Raw genomic sequence first — 15,319 nt, 5'->3', positions numbered from 1 at the left:
GCCTAGTCGGTGAGGGCCGGCAAAGGGGCCGGAGCGGGCCGGGTGGCGGTCTCGTCCTCGTGGGCCGACGCGTGGTCGACCAGGCCGTGCTCGGTGAGCTCCCAGTAGTGCCGGCGCGAGGGGCGCAGCAGCTGGAAGAACGCCTTGTAGGCCGCGACGCTCATCAGGCCCCAGTAGAGCGGGACGGTGAGCATCGCCCTGACCGCGCGGTGCAGCCCCCGCTCCATGCAGCCGGTCATCAGGCAGTACATCATCAGGAAGTTGCCGAGGATCATCGTCAGCACGCCGAGGTAGAGCACCACGGCCGGGAACAGCGCCTCGATGTACTGCGTGCCGGTGAAGACGTAGACCAGCGTCATCAGCCAGAAGAACGGGTTGACGAGCGTGGTGAACGTGGAGAACCCGAGCGTCAGGTGGAAGGCGATCCAGCGGCGGGTGCCGAGCTCGCGCCAGAGCTTGACCGGGTGGCGGGTGTGCACCAGCCAGGTCTGGATGTAGCCCTTGATCCACCGCGACCGCTGCCGCACCCAGTTGCCCAGGTGGCTGTTGGCCTCCTCCTCGGTGACCGACACCATCATGCGCACGTCCCAGCCGCGCCGGGCGATGCGGATGCCGAGGTCGGCGTCCTCGGTGACGTTGTAGGCGTCCCAGCCGCCCAGCGCGCGCAGCGCGTCGGTGCGGAAGTGGTTGGACGTGCCGCCCAGCGGGATGGCCAGCCGGTGCCGGTCGAGGCCGCGCAGCGACAGGGAGAAGTTGGTGGCGTACTCGGCCGCGAAGCACTGGGTGAGCCAGTTCGTCCACGGGTTCCAGTACTGGAGCTCGGCCTGCACGCACACCACGCGGTCGGCCAGCAGCCGGAACGCCAGCACCGACTTGCGCAGCTGGTCGGGGTCGGGCCGGTCCTCGGCGTCGTAGATGACGCAGAACTCGCCGCGCGCCTTCTCCAGCCCGACGTTGCACGCCTTCGGCTTCGTCTTCGGGTTGGAGTGGGGGATGATCACGACCTCGAACTGCGGCAGCAGGTCGACGGCGGCCAGCGCGCCGCGGGTGGCGTCGTCGTCCTCCTCGATCAGCAGCAGGATCTGCAGCTTGTCGGCCGGGTAGTCCATCTGGGACAACCGCTTGATCAGGAACGGCAGCACCTCCGCCTCCCGGTGCAGCGGCACCAGGACGGTGTAGAGGGGCAGCGCGTCGCGCGGGATGGTGTCGATGTCGGAGGGCTCGAACCGGAGCACCGGCGAGCCCCACGCGCCGAACACCATGGCCAGCTTGAAGGCGATGACGGCGACGTAGATCGCGGTGACGATGGCGACGGCGGCCTGGCCGTACCAGATGGGGCCGGGGCCCCAGCCGGTGACGACGTGCAGCGCCAGCGCCCCGGCCAGCAGGGCGATCACCAGCGTGCCGGTGACCGCCTGGCCACGGCTGAGCAGCCGGCGCGCGCTCAGTTCGTCGGGGATGACGGCGGTGGTGCTCATCGCACGGGCTCCGTTCGGATGGCGCGGTAGATCAGGCGGTCGGCGTCCTGGTAGAGGAGCTGGTAGTTCTCGTTGAGGACCCGGGTGTTGTGCAGCGACGTGTAGACGCCGTCCTCCGAGCCCCGCGACGAGCGCATGTAGATCCAGCGCACCTTGCTCGTGACGGGGTCGGCCAGCGCCGGTTCCCACATCCGGAACGAACCCTCGTAGATGATCTCCCCGAGGGGCAGCTGCGACTGGAAGGTGACGAGCTCGTTGCCGAAGTTCTGCATGAGCACCCGGCCGCCGTCGTAGTTCTGCTTCAGCCAGGTGGCCGAGCCGACGTCGATGCGCCCGCCGGGGGAGTTGAGGTAGGCCACCGGCTCCTCCAGCGTCTTGGTGCCCGGCACCGCCAGCACCGTGGCCGCCACGGCGACCGCCACGAACGGCCGCGCCTGCTTGACGTACGCCACCAGGAAGCCCGCGAACACCGCCGCGCCCAGCGCCATCACCATGCCGAACCGCACGTTGTAGAGGTCGCCGTGGATCTCGGCGACGTGCAGCGGGCGCTGCCCGGCGTACAGGGTGAAGATGTAGAACGGCAGGAACCCGAGCAGCGCGTACGGCGCCAGCGTGGCCGCGTGGATGCGGTGGCGGGCGAAGTAGAGGATCACGCCCAGCGCCGCGAGGCCCAGCGTCACGTAGCCGACGTCGTCGGCCATCGCGATCAGGTAGGTCTGGGCCGAAACGACGATGTCGCCGACGGTCTGGTCGCCGGCGGTCACCCAGAGAGACGGTTTGGCGTACTCGCCGACCTGCCAGTAGAGCGGGTTGCCGAAGATGATCCAGTTCCAGCCGCACCAGGCCGCGATGCCGCTGTAGGCGATCACCGAGAAGAAGATCAGGTTCGCCTCGATGTGGGTGTAGCCGCGCCACCGGCGCAGCGCGGTGTAGCCCACGACGCAGGTGACCGCAAGGCACAGCACCCAGCCCTCGTACCGGGTCAGCGTCGCGAGAACGGTCCACATCGAGGAGAGGGCGATCTGGCCGTAGCGTCCGGTCCGGCACCACTCCTGCAGGTGGTAGACCGCGCCCGCGATGCACGCGAACAGCAGCGACTCGGTCATCGGGGTGGCCTGCAGGTAGAGCGCGTTGGTGTTCAGCGCGAACACCGCGGCCGCCGCGACGCCGGCCCAGCGGGTGCCCGCCATGCCGTCGGCGATCTTGTACAGGTACCGCACCGTGATGACGAACGAGATCATCGAGACGATGCTGGAGGCCATGCCCGTCGTGTAGAACCACTCGATCCACACGAACGGCACCGCCAGGACGTGCGGCAACGGCAGCCACACGCCGCCGAGCTGGGCGACGCCCGCGGTCGGGCTGTCGACCACGCGGGCCGCGATCAGGACGTGCGAGACCGCGTCCTTGTAGCTGAGGACCACGCCCTGGTTGAAGTAGTAGACCGCCGCCACGACCGACAGGACGGCCGCGAGGCCGGTCACCACGGCGAGCAGCGGGTCGTCGGGGGTGAGCGCCCGGCGGGTGCGGCGCCACTTGAGGCCGTCTCTGACCAGGTCGCGGTAGACGCCGGCGAGGCTGGTGAGCGAGCGCAGGATGACCCTGATCGACGCGCCGGTCTGGTGGCCGTGCTGGCGCGGGTAGTGGTTGACCGGGTGTTCGACGATGCGCGTGTGGCCCGCGCCGATCTTGGCGAGCAGCTCCGGCGAGATCGCGGCGGCTTCGCCGGTCAGCGTCAGGTCGTCCAGGAGCTTGCGGTCGAGCAGCTTGTAGGCGCAGTCGACGTCACGGCTGCGGGTGCGCAGCAGCACCCGGTTCAGCTGGGTCCAGATCCACGCGTTGACCGTGCGCACGAACGGGTCGGCGCGGTGCTTGCGGTAGCCGATCACTCCGTCGGCGCGCTCGTCGCGCTGCACCTGGAGGAAGGTCAGCAGGTCCTCGGCCCTGAACTGGCCGTCGGAGTCGGTGAGCAGGATGCGCCGCATGTCGGTCTGGTCGAGGGCGGCCGCGATGCCGGTGCGGACCGCGCCGCCGTACCCCTGGTTGACCTGGTGGTGCACCGCGATGACCCGGCCGGGGTGGCGCTCGGCGAGCTCGTCGAGCACCCGTCCGGTCCCGTCGGGGGAGCCGTCGTTGACGACGACGATCCGGTGCTCCATGCCGGCCAGCGTGGTGAGGAAGTCCTCGACCGTCGCCGCCAGGTTCTCCTCTTCGTTGAACGCCGGCATGACGACGGTCACGCCTTCGGTGTATAAGCGCGCGGCTCGGGGGGGCGCGCTGGGAATCTCGAGGGTCACGCGAGGGCCTCGGCCTTCTCTCGGGCCTTCTCACGGGTGGCGAATACGAACTTGTCACATATGAGATAGGTGACAATCGTGCCGATTAGGACACCGGTCGCAGCTGAAATGAGAGTTGGCAGAAATGGATGTACTAGGGCGAAAACGCCGGTGTTGACGGCCAGCGACAGGAGCGCGGTGCCGTTGTAGCTCGACCACCTCTTGACGGTGAGCGGGAAGCGGCGGTCCCCCCAGGTGAACTTCGAGCTCAACACGAAGTTGAGCTGGGCTGACAGCAGAAAACCGATGGCATCGGCGGGGGTCCACGGGACGCCGGCCGATGCCATTGCGGTCATCGCGAGGTACTGGACTCCGAAGCAGAAACCACCCACCAGGAGAAATCGCACCACACGTAAGTGATAATCCGGAACAATCGCCACTCGTCCCCCACGGCTTGTGCCTGGTGATCGCGGATTGGTACGTGCCAAGCGTCATGAAGTTTCATGACATGCGCACAAGGGTGGCGTTATCGCAGCGTGAACTATAGCTAGCGAGAACTTCTGTAGAGAAGTTAAGTATGTGAACTTCTGACACGGCCGAATGACAATGGCGCGTCGGCCGAAATACCGTCTTGGAACGGTCCCGGCAGGTCACGGGGGGCCTTCGCCGGTCGGCGCGGTCAACAGGGGATTAACGGTGGCGTGTCCTGGCGGGCGTGGGGGACCCGCCAGGACACGCACCGCTCCGCGCGGCGCGGCGAGGATGCCGACGACCCCGGCGAGGGATGGGGTCGTAGGCGCCGCTAATCGCGCGGAGTCACTGGGGCACCGTCGTCTTCTTCGAGCGGTGCGCGGTAGTGGCGTTGGATCAACCGGGCCGCGCCCACCGGGTCGTCGGACGGATGTGTCATCTCGTGACCATCCTCATTCCAGACGAACGACCCGTGCTTGCACCAAACAGTCAGATCGGCCGATACCGACAGAACGGACATCCCATTTCCGTTGCTCTGGTAGGTGTGGGTGAAGCCCTGACGATGCAGCGCGTACCTCAGGAGTCGCGTCGCCTCACAGGGATCGCGCCAGGGCAGGTAGGGCCTACCCGAACGGACCGCCAACACCGGCCCACCCCCATTGGATGGATTTGTACCAACGTTTGGATAATGCGGCGCTCACGCCGTGGGGTCAAGTGGTTGTTCCAAGTTAGACCGAGATCGTCTAGATTTGTTGGCACAAAAGGGTGGATTGAGGAAAGATGGCACGATCGTCGCTCTACCAGCAGGTGGCCGCCGAACTCCGGAAGGCCATCTACTCGGGTGAGTTCCGCCCGGGTGATCAGATCCCCACCGAGACCGAGCTCATGGACGGCCATCAGGTCAGCCGCAACACGGTCCGCCTGGCCCTGGGTGAGCTGGAGAACGAGGGCCTCATCCTCCGCATGCGCCGGCGCGGCACCTTCGTGCGCGAACGCCGCCCCCTGCTGATGCGCCCGCAGGACGAGCTGTTACCCCTCGGCGGCGACTTCCCGCGCTTCGACGCCTTCGTGCACGCCGTCACCTCCGAGGGGCGGGTGGCCGAGCAGAACATAGAAGTGCAGATCGTGCAGCCGCCCCACGACGTCGCCACCCGCCTCGAACTCGTCGAGGACGACGCCCTCACCGTGGTGCGCCGGCGGCTGCGGTACGTGGACGGGCAGCCGTACAACACGAACGACTCCTACTACCCGCTCAGGCTGGTCGCCGACTCCGAGATCGTGCGTCCCGGCAACATCACCCGCGGGGCCAACCGGGTTCTCGAGGAGCTGGGGCACCCCCAGGTCCGCTTTGTCGACGATATTTCGGCACGTATGCCAACTCCGGATGAATCGACACGTCTACAGCTAGAACCCGGTACACCAGTTGTCGTCTATGTCCGTGTCGGGTACGACCCTGACGAAGCACCCGTCCGGGTCGCCGTGTCGGTGCTCCCCGCCGACAAGCATCTGATCAGGTACGAGCTGGAACGTCATTGACCGAACTCAGGCCGTCCATCTAGGACCGTCTCACCTGTGGTCGCGCCGCGAGCGCCCCCCGGGCCGCGCTCGGGGCGGCGCTCGCCTGTGCGTCAAACGCCGCCACCGCAGGTATCAGGCCTGCCTTCTGACGCGAGGCCGTTAGCGAGACGCGGGCGGCCGAAGGCCGGCTGTGGCTCGCGCCGTGAATCCGCCGAAGAGGCGCGCGGGCTGTTAGCCCCCTCCCATTTCGTCCAATCAGGTCGCGCTTTAGGGGCGACGGATGCCCTGCGCACCTAATTGGTCACTCTCAGTAATCACACGTAAACCCGCAGCAACGAAGGGATCCCCCATGCGCATCGACACCCTCAACCTCTCCGCAGAACTTGTGCTCCGCCGGGCGGACGCCGCCGACCTTCCCGACGTGCTCACTCTTCTCGCGGACGCGGCGCGGTGGCTCGACGGTCTCGGTGTCCGCCAGTGGCCGAGCGGCGGTTTCCCGGCCGCGCGCATCGCCCCTCTCGTTGAGGAGGGAGTCCTCTACGTCCTGACCGTCGATGACGAAACGGCCGCCGTGATGGCCCTGGACGACCACGCCGACGCCGAGTTCTGGACAGCGGCCGACCGTCCGGAATCGGCGTTCTACGTCCACAAGCTCGCGGTGAACCGGGCCCACTCGGGCCGGGGACTCGGCGAGGTGCTGCTCGACTGGGCCGGCCTGCGGGCCCTGGCGGCCGGGCGGCGGCACGTGCGGCTCGACTGCTCCAAGGAGAACACCCGGCTCCAGGGCTACTACCTGGGGCAGCGCTTCCGGCACGTCCGCACGGTCGACCTCCCGCACCGCGCGTCGGGGGCGTTGTTCGAGCGGCCGGCGGGACTGCGCGGCGGCCGTGCCGAGGCGCGGGTGCGCGACCTGACCGCGGCCGGAAAGGTCCTGCTGACCCACTGAAGAGGCGCGATGGGACCCGCTACTGTTCCCCCATGACCGGACCGTTGCTTGAAGTCATCGCGCTCGACGTGCGCGACGCCGTGGCCGCAGAAGAGGGCGGCGCGGATCGCCTTGAGGTCGTGGCCGACATGTCCGCCGGCGGGCTCACCCCGCCGGCGGAGACGGTCGCCGCGATCGCCGAGAAGTGCACGTTGCCGCAGATGGTGATGGTCCGGCTCGACGCCGGTTTCACCGCGGGCGACGAGGAACTGGCCCGGTTGCGCGCCCAGGTGCGTGAGATGGCCGAGGCCGGCGCGGCCGGTTTCGTCTTCGGTTTCCTGACCGCCGAGGGAGCCGTCGACCTGGCGGCCACCGAGGCGCTGATCCACGCGGCCGCGCCGCTGCCGTGGACCTTCCACCGCGCGGTCGACCACGCGGCCGACGTCCAGGCGGGCTGGCGGGCCGTGCGGCTGCTGCCCAACCTGGCCACGATCCTGACCTCCGGCTCCCCGCGCGGGGTGGGCGAGGGGCTGCCGGTGCTGCGCACCCGGGCCGAGGCGGGCGACGCGGCGCTGATCATGGCCGGGGGAGGGTTGTCGTTCGACCACGTGCCGGTGCTGCTCGACTACGGCATCAAGGCGTTCCACATCGGCAGCGCGGCCCGCGAGTCGTGGTTGTCGGCGGTCGACCCCCGGCGGGTGGCCCGCTGGCGCGCGCTACTCGACGCTTAGGCGGCGCAGGCGGGCCAGGAGCTCGTCGCGCTCGCGGCGCAGCCGGATGACCTCGAACTCGAGCTCGATGATCCGGCGGACGGCCGCCAGGGTCATGCCCTCGCCCATCAGGACGACCACCTGCCGGATCTGGCCGATGTCGTGGCGGCTGTAGCGGCGCTGGCCGCCGGCCGACCGCTGGGGCGAGACCACCTGCTGCTGGTCGATGCGGCGCAGGAACGCCTGCTGCACCTCCAGCATCGAGGCGACCTGCCCCACGCTGAACATGGGGGCGAACTCGTCGTCCATGGCCGACAGGCCGACCGGGTAGGCCCCTGGCAGTTCGGCGCTCATCCGCCCCCTTTCCCGTTCAGCCGTCGATGGCCCGGTGGCCGGTGCTGATCACGATCTTGCGCGGCTTGGCCTTCTCCAGCACCGGGATGCGCACCGCGAGCACGCCGTTGTCGTAGGCGGCCTCGATGGCCTCCGCGTCGAGGTGCTCCGAGAGGTAGACCCGCCGGGTGAAGGCGCCCATGACCCGTTCCCGCACGAACAGGCGCTCGCCCTCGGCGTACTCCTCCGAGCGGCGGGCCGAGACGGTCAGCACGCCCCGGTCGACGGTGACCTCGACCGAGCCGGGGTCGATGCCGGGAAGGTCGAAGCGGAGGACCACGTCGTCGGCGCGGCGGATGCCGTCCATCGGCATGACCGCGGTGGTCTCGTCCTTCGTGTACTGCCGGGTCAGCTGACTGAACTGCCGCTCGAACTCCTGCACGAACGGGTCGATCGACGTCAGCAACATCGCGCATCACCTCCGAAGATCCGGGAGGCCCCTGTGGGCTCCCGTCAACCTGTCTCCTGTCAGAGAGAGAACCTACAAGCAGAGTTATAGGTTTTCTGTCGAAGCGCTGTCAAGTCCCAGTGCGAGATCGGCCCGGCGCAGCGCCGCGACCAGGGTCTTGATGGTGGCGGGCTCGTCGAGCACCCCGCCCTCCTGGCGGCTCGCCTGCCAGGCGCGCACCCTCGCCCGGTATTCGTCGTAGGTCGCCAGATGGTGGGCGTAGACCACCGCGAAGCGGCTGACCAGGTGGGAGGGGTGCATGTCCCAGCCCTGGTAGTAGCCGTGGGCCAGAGAGTGGCGCACCGTCTCGGCGTGCCGCCGCCACAGGGCCAGCACGTCGGCCTTGGACCCCGAGGCGGGCGCGGCGGCCAGCGAGCCGTCGGAGAGCTCGACGCCCTCGGGGTGCAGCACCGTCTGCATGACGTGGCGGGCGTGGTCGCAGGCCGGATGGTCGAGCCGCTGCTCGTGGGGCGGCAGGCCGCAGGCGGCGGTGTAGTCGAAGACGCCGAAGTGGGCCGCCCGCAACCGCCCGCGCAGGTTGGCCACCAGGTCGGGGGAGCGCTGGAGGAACAGGATCGTCTGCGGGGCCTCGACCTGCATCTCGAAGCCCAGCGTCGGCAGGCCGAGGTCGTGTTCGAGCTCGGCCAGCGCGCGGGCGAACATGCCCAGGTAGGACTCCATCAGCACCTTGGGGAAGGTGATCACGAAGCCGTCGGGCAGCCCGCCCCTGAGCTCGGCGACCCGCGCCAGGAAGCTGCGCAGGGTGCGCAACGACCGCCCCGGGTCGCCGTCGGCGAACGACTTGACGCGCAGACCCCAGCGCCGGGGGAGGGCCGGCATGGCCGCCACCGCCTCGGCGGCCCGCAGCACGTCGGCGTCCTCGTCGGCACCGGTGTAGCCGTCCTCGAAGTCGACGCGCAGGTCCTGGATCGGCTCTCGGGCCAGCGTGCGCGCCACCCGGTCGTGGACGTCGCCGCCGAACAGCTCGGCGAACTCCTCGGGCGTGGTCAGCGCGAGCAGCCGGGCCGCTTCCGCGCCCCAGTCGGCGACCGTCGAGGCGGTCAGCAGGTTCGCCGGCACGTAGACCGTGTGGACCGGCTGCCAGGCGATCTCCCTGACCGGGAACCGCGCCTGCTGGGTCCGGTGGACGTTGTCGAAGCCCGCGACGTTGATCTCCACGAACCGACCCTAACCCCCGCCGATCAGCTCCGGCCGATCGCCTCCAGCATGGCCGCCCGCCCCACCAGCTTGACCCGTTCGCCCCGGTCGAGGGTGCGGGCCAGCTTCTCCTCGGCCTGCTCGATCGCCAGCCAGTCGGGATAGGTGATCGGCCGCACGCCGCGCTCCCGCAGCAGGTCGTCGACGCGCACCTCCCGAGGGCTCTCGGTCACCGCGGCCAGCAGGGTGCGGACGGTCTCGGCGGCGTCGGACTTGTTGGTGCCGATCACCCCGGTCGGGCCGCGCTTCAGCCAGCCCGCGACGAACTCGCGGTCGCGCACCTTGCCGGCCACGTTGGGCACGGTCATGGTCTCCTCGGAGAACGGCACGCTGGGCAGGGCCACGCTCTGGTAGCCGACCGAGCGCAGCACCATGTCGGCGGGGATCGTCTCGAACTCGCCCGTGCCCACGACGCGCCGGCCGTCGAGCCGGGTGCGCTCCAGGCGTACCCCCTCGACGTGGGAGACGCCGAGGATCTCGACGGGCCGCAGCCAGAAACGCACCTCCAGGCGGCGGGGCCGGTTCTCCGGCACCCGCGCCGACCACGACTGGAGCACGTCGACGTTGCCCCTGATCTGGCGGGTCAGCTCGGTCAGGTCGTCGCAGGCCACCTCGTGGGGGAAGGTCAGGATGTCGGCGTTCAGCAGGTCGCCGAGCTCGCGCAGCTCCTTGAGGGTGAACTTGGCGTGCTGGGCCCCGCGCCGGCCCACCATGTGCACCCGCTTGACCTTCGACTCGGCCAGCGCGGTCAGCACGTTGTGGGGCACGTCGGTGGAGCGCAGCTCGTCGGCGGTCTTGGCCAGGATCCGGACCACGTCGACCGCGACGTTGCCGACCCCGATCACCACCACGTCCTCGGCGTCGAGGGTGAAGTCGGGGGCGTCGGGATGGCCGCAGTACCAGTTCACGAAGTCGGTGGCCGCCACGCTCCCGGGCAGATCCTCCCCCGGTACGCCCATCCTGCGGTCGACCATCGCCCCGGTGCAGTAGACCACCGCGTCGTAGCAGGTCAGCAGGTCGTCGACGGACAGGTCGAGGCCGAGCTCGACGCCGCCGAGGAACCGCACCCCCGGGGCCTCCAGGACCCGGCGCAGGTAGGACGCGATCGACTTGATCGAGGTGTGGTCGGGCGCCACTCCGTACCGCACCAGCCCGTAGGGCGTGGGCAGGCGCTCCAGGACGTCGACCTCGACCGGGCCGGGGGACTGCTTGGTCAGAGCTTCGGCGGTGTAGATCCCGGCCGGGCCGGAGCCCACCACAGCGACACGCAGCGCCACGGGGATGCCTCCTTGCAAAGAAGCCGCTCTCCGGATTCTTTACCCATCCGGGGCCGGGTAGCCAGTGCGATATTGGGGGTTGCGCCACATCTGTTCCGCGATCACAGTTGGACCTCGTGGGCGGAGCGGGGAAACGGCGACGGCGCACCGGCGTAAATCCGGGTGCGGATGGCACGGGAGATGAAACGCTCCCCGACATGAGATTCCACCGCGACGAGATCGGCGCGCGGCGCTACGAGGCCTTCGGCCGCGTGATGGCCGCCTTCGCGACCGAGCCCGAGATGATGGAGACCTGCCGCGACCTGGGCTGGTGGCCCGGGACCGACGGCTGGGAGATCGAGTGGCGCGAGGGCCCCTTCGCCACCGAGGTCGCCGACCTGCTCATCGAGCGGGTGCGCGAGCCGGGTTTCCCCGGCCCGCTGGTCGGCCCGCTCGCTCCGGTGACCCCGCTGTGCGCCCGCCTCGACGTGATGGGCGTCAGCTTCGACCTGCGGGCCATCGACCCGCTCGGGCTCGACCGCATGCGCGCCCGCCCCGGCGTGTGGCGTCTTTCCGAGGCCCTCGACCCGTCGCGGCGCACCGGATCGCGCCAGCCGTGGGAGGAGCTCCTGGGCGGGTGATCCTCTTTGTCCGCTTATAGACTGAAAGTGCTGTACGCGGACATCGCTCGGGGGAATCGATGGTCTGGGCTTTCAGTCGGAGCAAACACGGCCCACTTGGCCCTGAACAGGAATTCATCGCACTTGACCGGCGCGATCGGCGCAGCCAGTGGTATCTGGTGGCGGCGCTGGTCGGCGGCGCACTGGTGGGATTCATCGGCGCAGGGCTCGCCGGCGCCGCGCCCTTCTGGATCATGGCCGTGTACGACCCGTACATGATCATGGTGCTCGCCGTCATCGTCGGGGCGGGCGCGGCGGGGTTCGGCTGGGCCTTACTCAACAGCTGCATGGCCGCGTTCGGGGCGCTGGTCGGCCAGATCACCGCCGGCTCGGCGATCCACCACGACGCGCCCTTCGCCGGGCTCGGCACCGCGCCCGGCGGCATCGTCGTGGGCCTGGCCATCATCGCGCTGCTGGGCCCCCTGGGCTACGGCGCGACCCGGTGCGACCGCGTCGGCGGCGTCTGCTACGGCCTCACCGCGGGCGTGCTGCTGTCGATGACCGCCGAGGAACTGCTGGTCCTGTCGGACGAGTGGCCCTACGCCCTCACCACCTCGGCGGTGTTGTGGGCCGGCTTCCTGCTGCTGTTCCGCCGCCGCCTCGGCGACCGGGTCTACGGCGCCGTGATCGGACTCGCCTACAGCGCCGGATACGGGTTGGTGCTTCAGGCGCTCTGATTCTCGGTAGCCTTTTACGACTACAGCAGCCCTATCGAGGAGTAGCCGTGCTTCTGCGGATGTCGACCCTGTTCCTGCGCACCCTGCGTGAGGATCCGGCGGACGCCGAAGTCCCGAGCCACAAGCTCCTGGTCAGGGCCGGGTACGTGCGCCGCGTCGCCCCCGGCATCTACTCCTGGCTGCCCCTGGGCAAGATCGTCCTGGAGAACGTCGCCAAGGTCGTCCGCGAGGAGATGAACGCCATGGGCGGCCAGGAGGTGCTCTTCCCCGCCCTGCTGCCCCGCGACTTCTACGAGGCCACCGGCCGCTGGACCGAATACGGCGACACGCTGTTCCGGCTGAAGGACCGCAAGGGCAACGACTACCTCCTCGGGCCCACCCACGAGGAGATGTTCACCGACATGGTGAAGGGCGAATACTCCTCCTACAAGGACTATCCGGTCACGCTCTACCAGATCCAGACCAAGTACCGCGACGAGGCCCGTCCCCGCGCCGGCATCCTGCGCGGCCGCGAGTTCGTGATGAAGGACTCCTACTCCTTCGACCTCGACGACGAGGGCCTCAAGCGCAGCTACGAGAACCACCGGGCGGCGTACATCAGGATCTTCGAGCGCCTCGGCATCGACGTGAAGATCTGCTTCGCGACCTCCGGCGCCATGGGCGGCTCGGCCTCCGAGGAGTTCCTCGCCCCCGCCCCCACCGGAGAAGACACCTTCGTGGCCTGCCGCACCTGCGGCTACGCCGCCAACGCCGAGGCCGTCACCACCCCCGCCCCCGCGGCCTTCACCGGCGAGCGCGCGGCCCTGACGGTGCTCGACACCCCCGACACGCCGACCATCGACACGCTCGTCGCCTACATGAACGAGCACCACGGCCTCCAGATCACCGCGGCCGACACGCTCAAGAACGTGGTCGTCAAGGTCGTCACGCCCGGCGTGAAGGAGCCCGAGACCCTGGTCATCGGCGTGCCCGGCGACCGCGAGGTCGACTTCAAGCGACTGGAGGCAGCGCTGGCCCCCGGCGAGCCGGCCATCTTCGAGGCGGGCGACTTCGCCAGGCACCCCGGTCTCGTGCGCGGCTACATCGGCCCGCAGGTCCTCAAGGAGCTCGGCATCCGCTACCTGGTCGACCCCCGCGTGGTCGACGGCAGCACGTGGGTGACCGGCGCCAACGAGCCCGGCAAGCACGCCGCCCACGTGGTGGCCGGCCGCGACTTCATCGCCGACGGCACGATCGAGGCCGCCGAGATCCGCGCCGGCGACGCCTGCCCCGTCTGCGGCAGCGACCTGTCGATCGACCGCGGCATCGAGATCGGCCACATCTTCCAGCTCGGCCGCAAGTACGCCGACGCCGCCCAGCTCGACGCCCTCGGCCCCGACGGCAAGCCGATCCGCATCACCATGGGCTCCTACGGCGTGGGCGTCTCGCGCGCCGTGGCCGTGATGGCCGAACAGCGCCACGACGCCCTCGGCCTGGCCTGGCCCCGCGAGGTCGCGCCCGCCGACGTGCACATCGTCGGCACCGGCAAGGAGAACCAGATCGAGATCGCCACGCAGATCGCCGAGGAGCTGGAGGCCAAGGGCCTGCGCGTGCTCCTCGACGACCGGCCCCAGGTCTCCCCGGGCGTGAAGTTCAAGGACAGCGAACTGCTCGGCCTCCCGACTGTGCTGATCGTCGGCCGGGGCGTGGCCACCGGCGTGGTCGAGCTCCGCGACCGCGCCTCGGGCGAGCGGGCCGAGATCCCGCTCGGCGAGGCCGTCCAGAAGGTCGTCGAGGCCTGCGCCTAGCCCGCCGACACAGCGAGGGGCGGCTCGTCACTATGGGGGGAGTGTGACGAACCGCCCGCTCACGCCCCCTCCGCTCGCGCGGAGGGGAGCTATCCGATCTAGCGGCGCCTCAACGACCGCCGCCAGGAGAACCCACCGGGCAGGTCGACGCTGACCTGCTTTCCACCGTCGGCGCGCTTCGTGTACCGCACGCCACCCTTGCCGACGCTGTGGCCGACTCCGCCGCGCGAGAAATTGATCCGGAACGGACCGATCTTGATCGTCTTTCGGAAGCCCCAACTCATGACGTCCTGAACTACCCGAGAAATCGGGAATAAACGGAAACGTTCATGAATCGGGGTGCTCCGGCGACAGTGCCGCGGTGACGCTTTCAGCCCCGCGCACGGGTCGTCAGGCTGCCCGGCCTCAGGGCGTCGGGGCGGGTCCCGGTGCGGGGAGCATCGCCGGGGCCGTCGACTCCTGAGGCTGCCGCGGCTCGCCCGAGCTCGGCTTCATGGGCGTGGGTTCGGTCACGGCGGGGCTGGAGACCGCGTGGTCGAGGCCCGGCATGCCCGGGAAGGCGGTGATCTGCGGTTGCCAGCCGAAGCCGCGTACGGCCGCCTCCTGGGTCGCCAGCACCGCCAGCCGCCGCAGCCCCGGGTCGGTGTCGGCCGACAGTTCCACGTAGGCGGCGCAGACGCGCTCCTCGACGTAGGCCGCCAGCCGGGCCGCCTGGGCGGCCGTGGTCACCTCGAAGGGCAGCTGGTAGGTGCCCGGCTCGGCCGGGGTCTCGCCCCGGCGGCGCATCAGGGCGCGCAACTGGTCGCGGCGGGCCCGGTGGGCGTCGAAGCCGGTCGTGGCGCGGACCCGGAGCGCGCCGCTCGTCTTGGCGCCGATGACGCCGTAGGCGTACACGGCGGCGTGCTCGGCGGCCAGCGCCTTCGAGAGCGCGACGGAGGCGCTCACTTCAGCCGCCCGAGAGCCTGGGCGTGGACGGCCTCACAGGCCCCCATGCTGGCCACCAGCTGCGCCACGACGGGCTTGGCGGCGGCGGCCTGCTCGGGCCGCTCGGCCGCCGCGGCCCGCTCGGCCTCTTTGAGCGCTTCCACGGTCACCTCCGGGTTGACCACGGGGGTCGGGGTCGCGGCGGGGGAACCGGGTTCGGTCAGATGTCTGCGCAGGGCCGCCAGATGGGCCAGGTGGCGCTGCTGGAACGGCTGCAGCACCGGCGCCAGCTTCGTGTTGGACAGCGCAGCCTGCTGGTAGAGCGCGACCAGCTTCTCCTTGCCGCCGATGAGCCCGGCCAGCAGCGCGGCGTGCGGATCGGGGGAGGGCGAAGCCGCCGGTGACGCGGCCTCCTGGCCCTTCGCGCAACCCACCAGCACCAGGCCGGCCCCGGCACCCAGGAGGGCACGCCGGGACAGGTTCATACCGGACTCTCCCACAGGCACCCGCCCATGGTAGAGCGCTCCAGACGAGACCAGACCCGCGCCACACTGACGC

The 15,319-nt window shown here is 69.8% G+C and carries 16 protein-coding genes; 6 read left to right on the top strand and 10 right to left on the bottom strand.

The genetic code is table 11. The features are described 5' to 3' along the window. Positions 1–2: 2 nt before the first annotated feature. From AW271_RS28935 to AW271_RS28925, 3 genes are read right to left on the bottom strand one after another with little or no spacing between them, the layout of a single operon-like run. Positions 3–1,478 carry a glycosyltransferase gene (locus AW271_RS28935; RefSeq protein WP_083977387.1) on the bottom strand — a complete coding sequence of 492 codons (1,476 nt, stop codon included), beginning with the start codon at positions 1,476–1,478 and terminating at the stop codon, positions 3–5. Next, positions 1,475–3,718 carry a glycosyltransferase family 2 protein gene (locus tag AW271_RS28930; RefSeq protein ID WP_218008205.1) on the bottom strand — a complete coding sequence of 748 codons (2,244 nt, stop codon included), beginning with the start codon at positions 3,716–3,718 and terminating at the stop codon, positions 1,475–1,477. Before AW271_RS28930 ends, AW271_RS28935 begins: the two co-directional genes overlap by 4 nt. 53 nt (positions 3,719–3,771) lie before the next feature. After that, the gene (locus tag AW271_RS28925; protein ID WP_169806408.1) at positions 3,772–4,194 is read right to left on the bottom strand and encodes a GtrA family protein; all 423 of its coding nucleotides are present in this window, start codon (positions 4,192–4,194) and stop codon (positions 3,772–3,774) included. Positions 4,195–5,005: 811 nt separating this feature from the next. Between AW271_RS28925 and AW271_RS28920 the strand changes: the two genes are divergently transcribed. The 3 genes from AW271_RS28920 to AW271_RS28910 all read left to right on the top strand — a co-directional run bounded on the left by AW271_RS28920 (position 5,006) and on the right by AW271_RS28910 (position 7,399). After that, on the top strand, positions 5,006–5,761 hold the full coding sequence (locus tag AW271_RS28920; protein WP_062340761.1) for a GntR family transcriptional regulator: 756 nt from the start codon (positions 5,006–5,008) through the stop codon (positions 5,759–5,761). 331 nt (positions 5,762–6,092) lie between these two features. Continuing rightward, entirely contained in the window at positions 6,093–6,689 is a 597-nt protein-coding gene (locus AW271_RS28915; protein WP_062340760.1) for a GNAT family N-acetyltransferase, read from the top strand. Between the two features lie 32 nt (positions 6,690–6,721). Next, positions 6,722–7,399 carry a copper homeostasis protein CutC gene (locus AW271_RS28910; RefSeq protein ID WP_062340759.1) on the top strand — a complete coding sequence of 226 codons (678 nt, stop codon included), beginning with the start codon at positions 6,722–6,724 and terminating at the stop codon, positions 7,397–7,399. Here the strand turns inward: AW271_RS28910 and AW271_RS28905 are convergent. From AW271_RS28905 to AW271_RS28890, 4 genes are all read right to left on the bottom strand, one after another. Next, positions 7,385–7,732 carry a MerR family transcriptional regulator gene (locus AW271_RS28905; protein ID WP_062340758.1) on the bottom strand — a complete coding sequence of 116 codons (348 nt, stop codon included), beginning with the start codon at positions 7,730–7,732 and terminating at the stop codon, positions 7,385–7,387. The genes AW271_RS28910 and AW271_RS28905 overlap by 15 nt on opposite strands. Before the next feature lie 16 nt (positions 7,733–7,748). Continuing rightward, positions 7,749–8,180: an Hsp20/alpha crystallin family protein gene (locus tag AW271_RS28900; protein WP_062340757.1), complete on the bottom strand. Its 432-nt coding sequence runs from the start codon at positions 8,178–8,180 to the stop codon at positions 7,749–7,751. An 84-nt stretch (positions 8,181–8,264) separates the two neighbouring features. Beyond that, positions 8,265–9,398 (bottom strand): DUF6986 family protein, encoded by a 1,134-nt coding sequence (locus AW271_RS28895; protein WP_062340756.1) that lies wholly within the window; start codon positions 9,396–9,398, stop codon positions 8,265–8,267. Between the two features lie 23 nt (positions 9,399–9,421). Beyond that, on the bottom strand, positions 9,422–10,714 hold the full coding sequence (locus AW271_RS28890; RefSeq protein ID WP_083977383.1) for an FAD-dependent oxidoreductase: 1,293 nt from the start codon (positions 10,712–10,714) through the stop codon (positions 9,422–9,424). A 197-nt stretch (positions 10,715–10,911) separates the two neighbouring features. On the opposite strand from AW271_RS28890, the gene AW271_RS28885 reads away from it, so the two are divergent. The 3 genes from AW271_RS28885 to AW271_RS28875 all read left to right on the top strand — a co-directional run bounded on the left by AW271_RS28885 (position 10,912) and on the right by AW271_RS28875 (position 13,837). Then, the gene (locus tag AW271_RS28885; RefSeq protein WP_245653254.1) at positions 10,912–11,334 is read left to right on the top strand and encodes a hypothetical protein; all 423 of its coding nucleotides are present in this window, start codon (positions 10,912–10,914) and stop codon (positions 11,332–11,334) included. Positions 11,335–11,492: 158 nt separating this feature from the next. Further along, on the top strand, positions 11,493–12,050 hold the full coding sequence (locus AW271_RS28880) for a hypothetical protein (protein ID WP_062340755.1): 558 nt from the start codon (positions 11,493–11,495) through the stop codon (positions 12,048–12,050). Positions 12,051–12,097: 47 nt separating this feature from the next. Then, positions 12,098–13,837 carry a proline--tRNA ligase gene (locus tag AW271_RS28875; RefSeq protein ID WP_174553125.1) on the top strand — a complete coding sequence of 580 codons (1,740 nt, stop codon included), beginning with the start codon at positions 12,098–12,100 and terminating at the stop codon, positions 13,835–13,837. A gap of 98 nt (positions 13,838–13,935) precedes the next feature. Here AW271_RS28875 and AW271_RS28870 read toward each other — a convergent pair whose 3' ends face one another. The 3 genes from AW271_RS28870 to AW271_RS28860 form a co-directional block, all read right to left on the bottom strand. Beyond that, a complete protein-coding gene (locus AW271_RS28870) occupies positions 13,936–14,121 on the bottom strand; it encodes a DUF4236 domain-containing protein (RefSeq protein WP_030450894.1) in 186 nt (61 codons plus the stop codon). A 121-nt stretch (positions 14,122–14,242) separates the two neighbouring features. Continuing rightward, positions 14,243–14,782, bottom strand: coding sequence for a ferritin-like domain-containing protein (locus AW271_RS28865; RefSeq protein WP_063818148.1), 540 nt, complete (start codon positions 14,780–14,782; stop codon positions 14,243–14,245). Continuing rightward, positions 14,779–15,246 carry a hypothetical protein gene (locus tag AW271_RS28860; protein WP_062340753.1) on the bottom strand — a complete coding sequence of 156 codons (468 nt, stop codon included), beginning with the start codon at positions 15,244–15,246 and terminating at the stop codon, positions 14,779–14,781. Before AW271_RS28860 ends, AW271_RS28865 begins: the two co-directional genes overlap by 4 nt. Positions 15,247–15,319 lie beyond the last annotated feature (73 nt).

It is taken from the genome of Herbidospora sakaeratensis (assembly GCF_001570525.1).
GTDB lineage: Bacteria > Actinomycetota > Actinomycetes > Streptosporangiales > Streptosporangiaceae > Herbidospora > Herbidospora sakaeratensis.
Note: the sequence above shows the minus strand (reverse complement) of the source record. Positions and strands in the feature narration are given on the sequence as shown.

Bases quoted from the DNA above. Each gene is read 5' to 3' on its own strand.
- AW271_RS28910 (WP_062340759.1), top strand. From the start codon at position 6,722: ATGACCGGACCGTTGCTTGAAGTCATCGCGCTCGACGTGCGCGACGCC.
- AW271_RS28900 (WP_062340757.1), bottom strand. From the start codon at position 8,180: ATGTTGCTGACGTCGATCGACCCGTTCGTGCAGGAGTTCGAGCGGCAG.
- AW271_RS28920 (WP_062340761.1), top strand. From the start codon at position 5,006: ATGGCACGATCGTCGCTCTACCAGCAGGTGGCCGCCGAACTCCGGAAG.
- AW271_RS28860 (WP_062340753.1), bottom strand. From the start codon at position 15,246: ATGAACCTGTCCCGGCGTGCCCTCCTGGGTGCCGGGGCCGGCCTGGTG.
- AW271_RS28870 (WP_030450894.1), bottom strand. From the start codon at position 14,121: ATGAGTTGGGGCTTCCGAAAGACGATCAAGATCGGTCCGTTCCGGATC.
- AW271_RS28935 (WP_083977387.1), bottom strand. From the start codon at position 1,478: ATGAGCACCACCGCCGTCATCCCCGACGAACTGAGCGCGCGCCGGCTG.
- AW271_RS28915 (WP_062340760.1), top strand. From the start codon at position 6,093: ATGCGCATCGACACCCTCAACCTCTCCGCAGAACTTGTGCTCCGCCGG.
- AW271_RS28905 (WP_062340758.1), bottom strand. From the start codon at position 7,732: ATGAGCGCCGAACTGCCAGGGGCCTACCCGGTCGGCCTGTCGGCCATG.
- AW271_RS28885 (WP_245653254.1), top strand. From the start codon at position 10,912: ATGAGATTCCACCGCGACGAGATCGGCGCGCGGCGCTACGAGGCCTTC.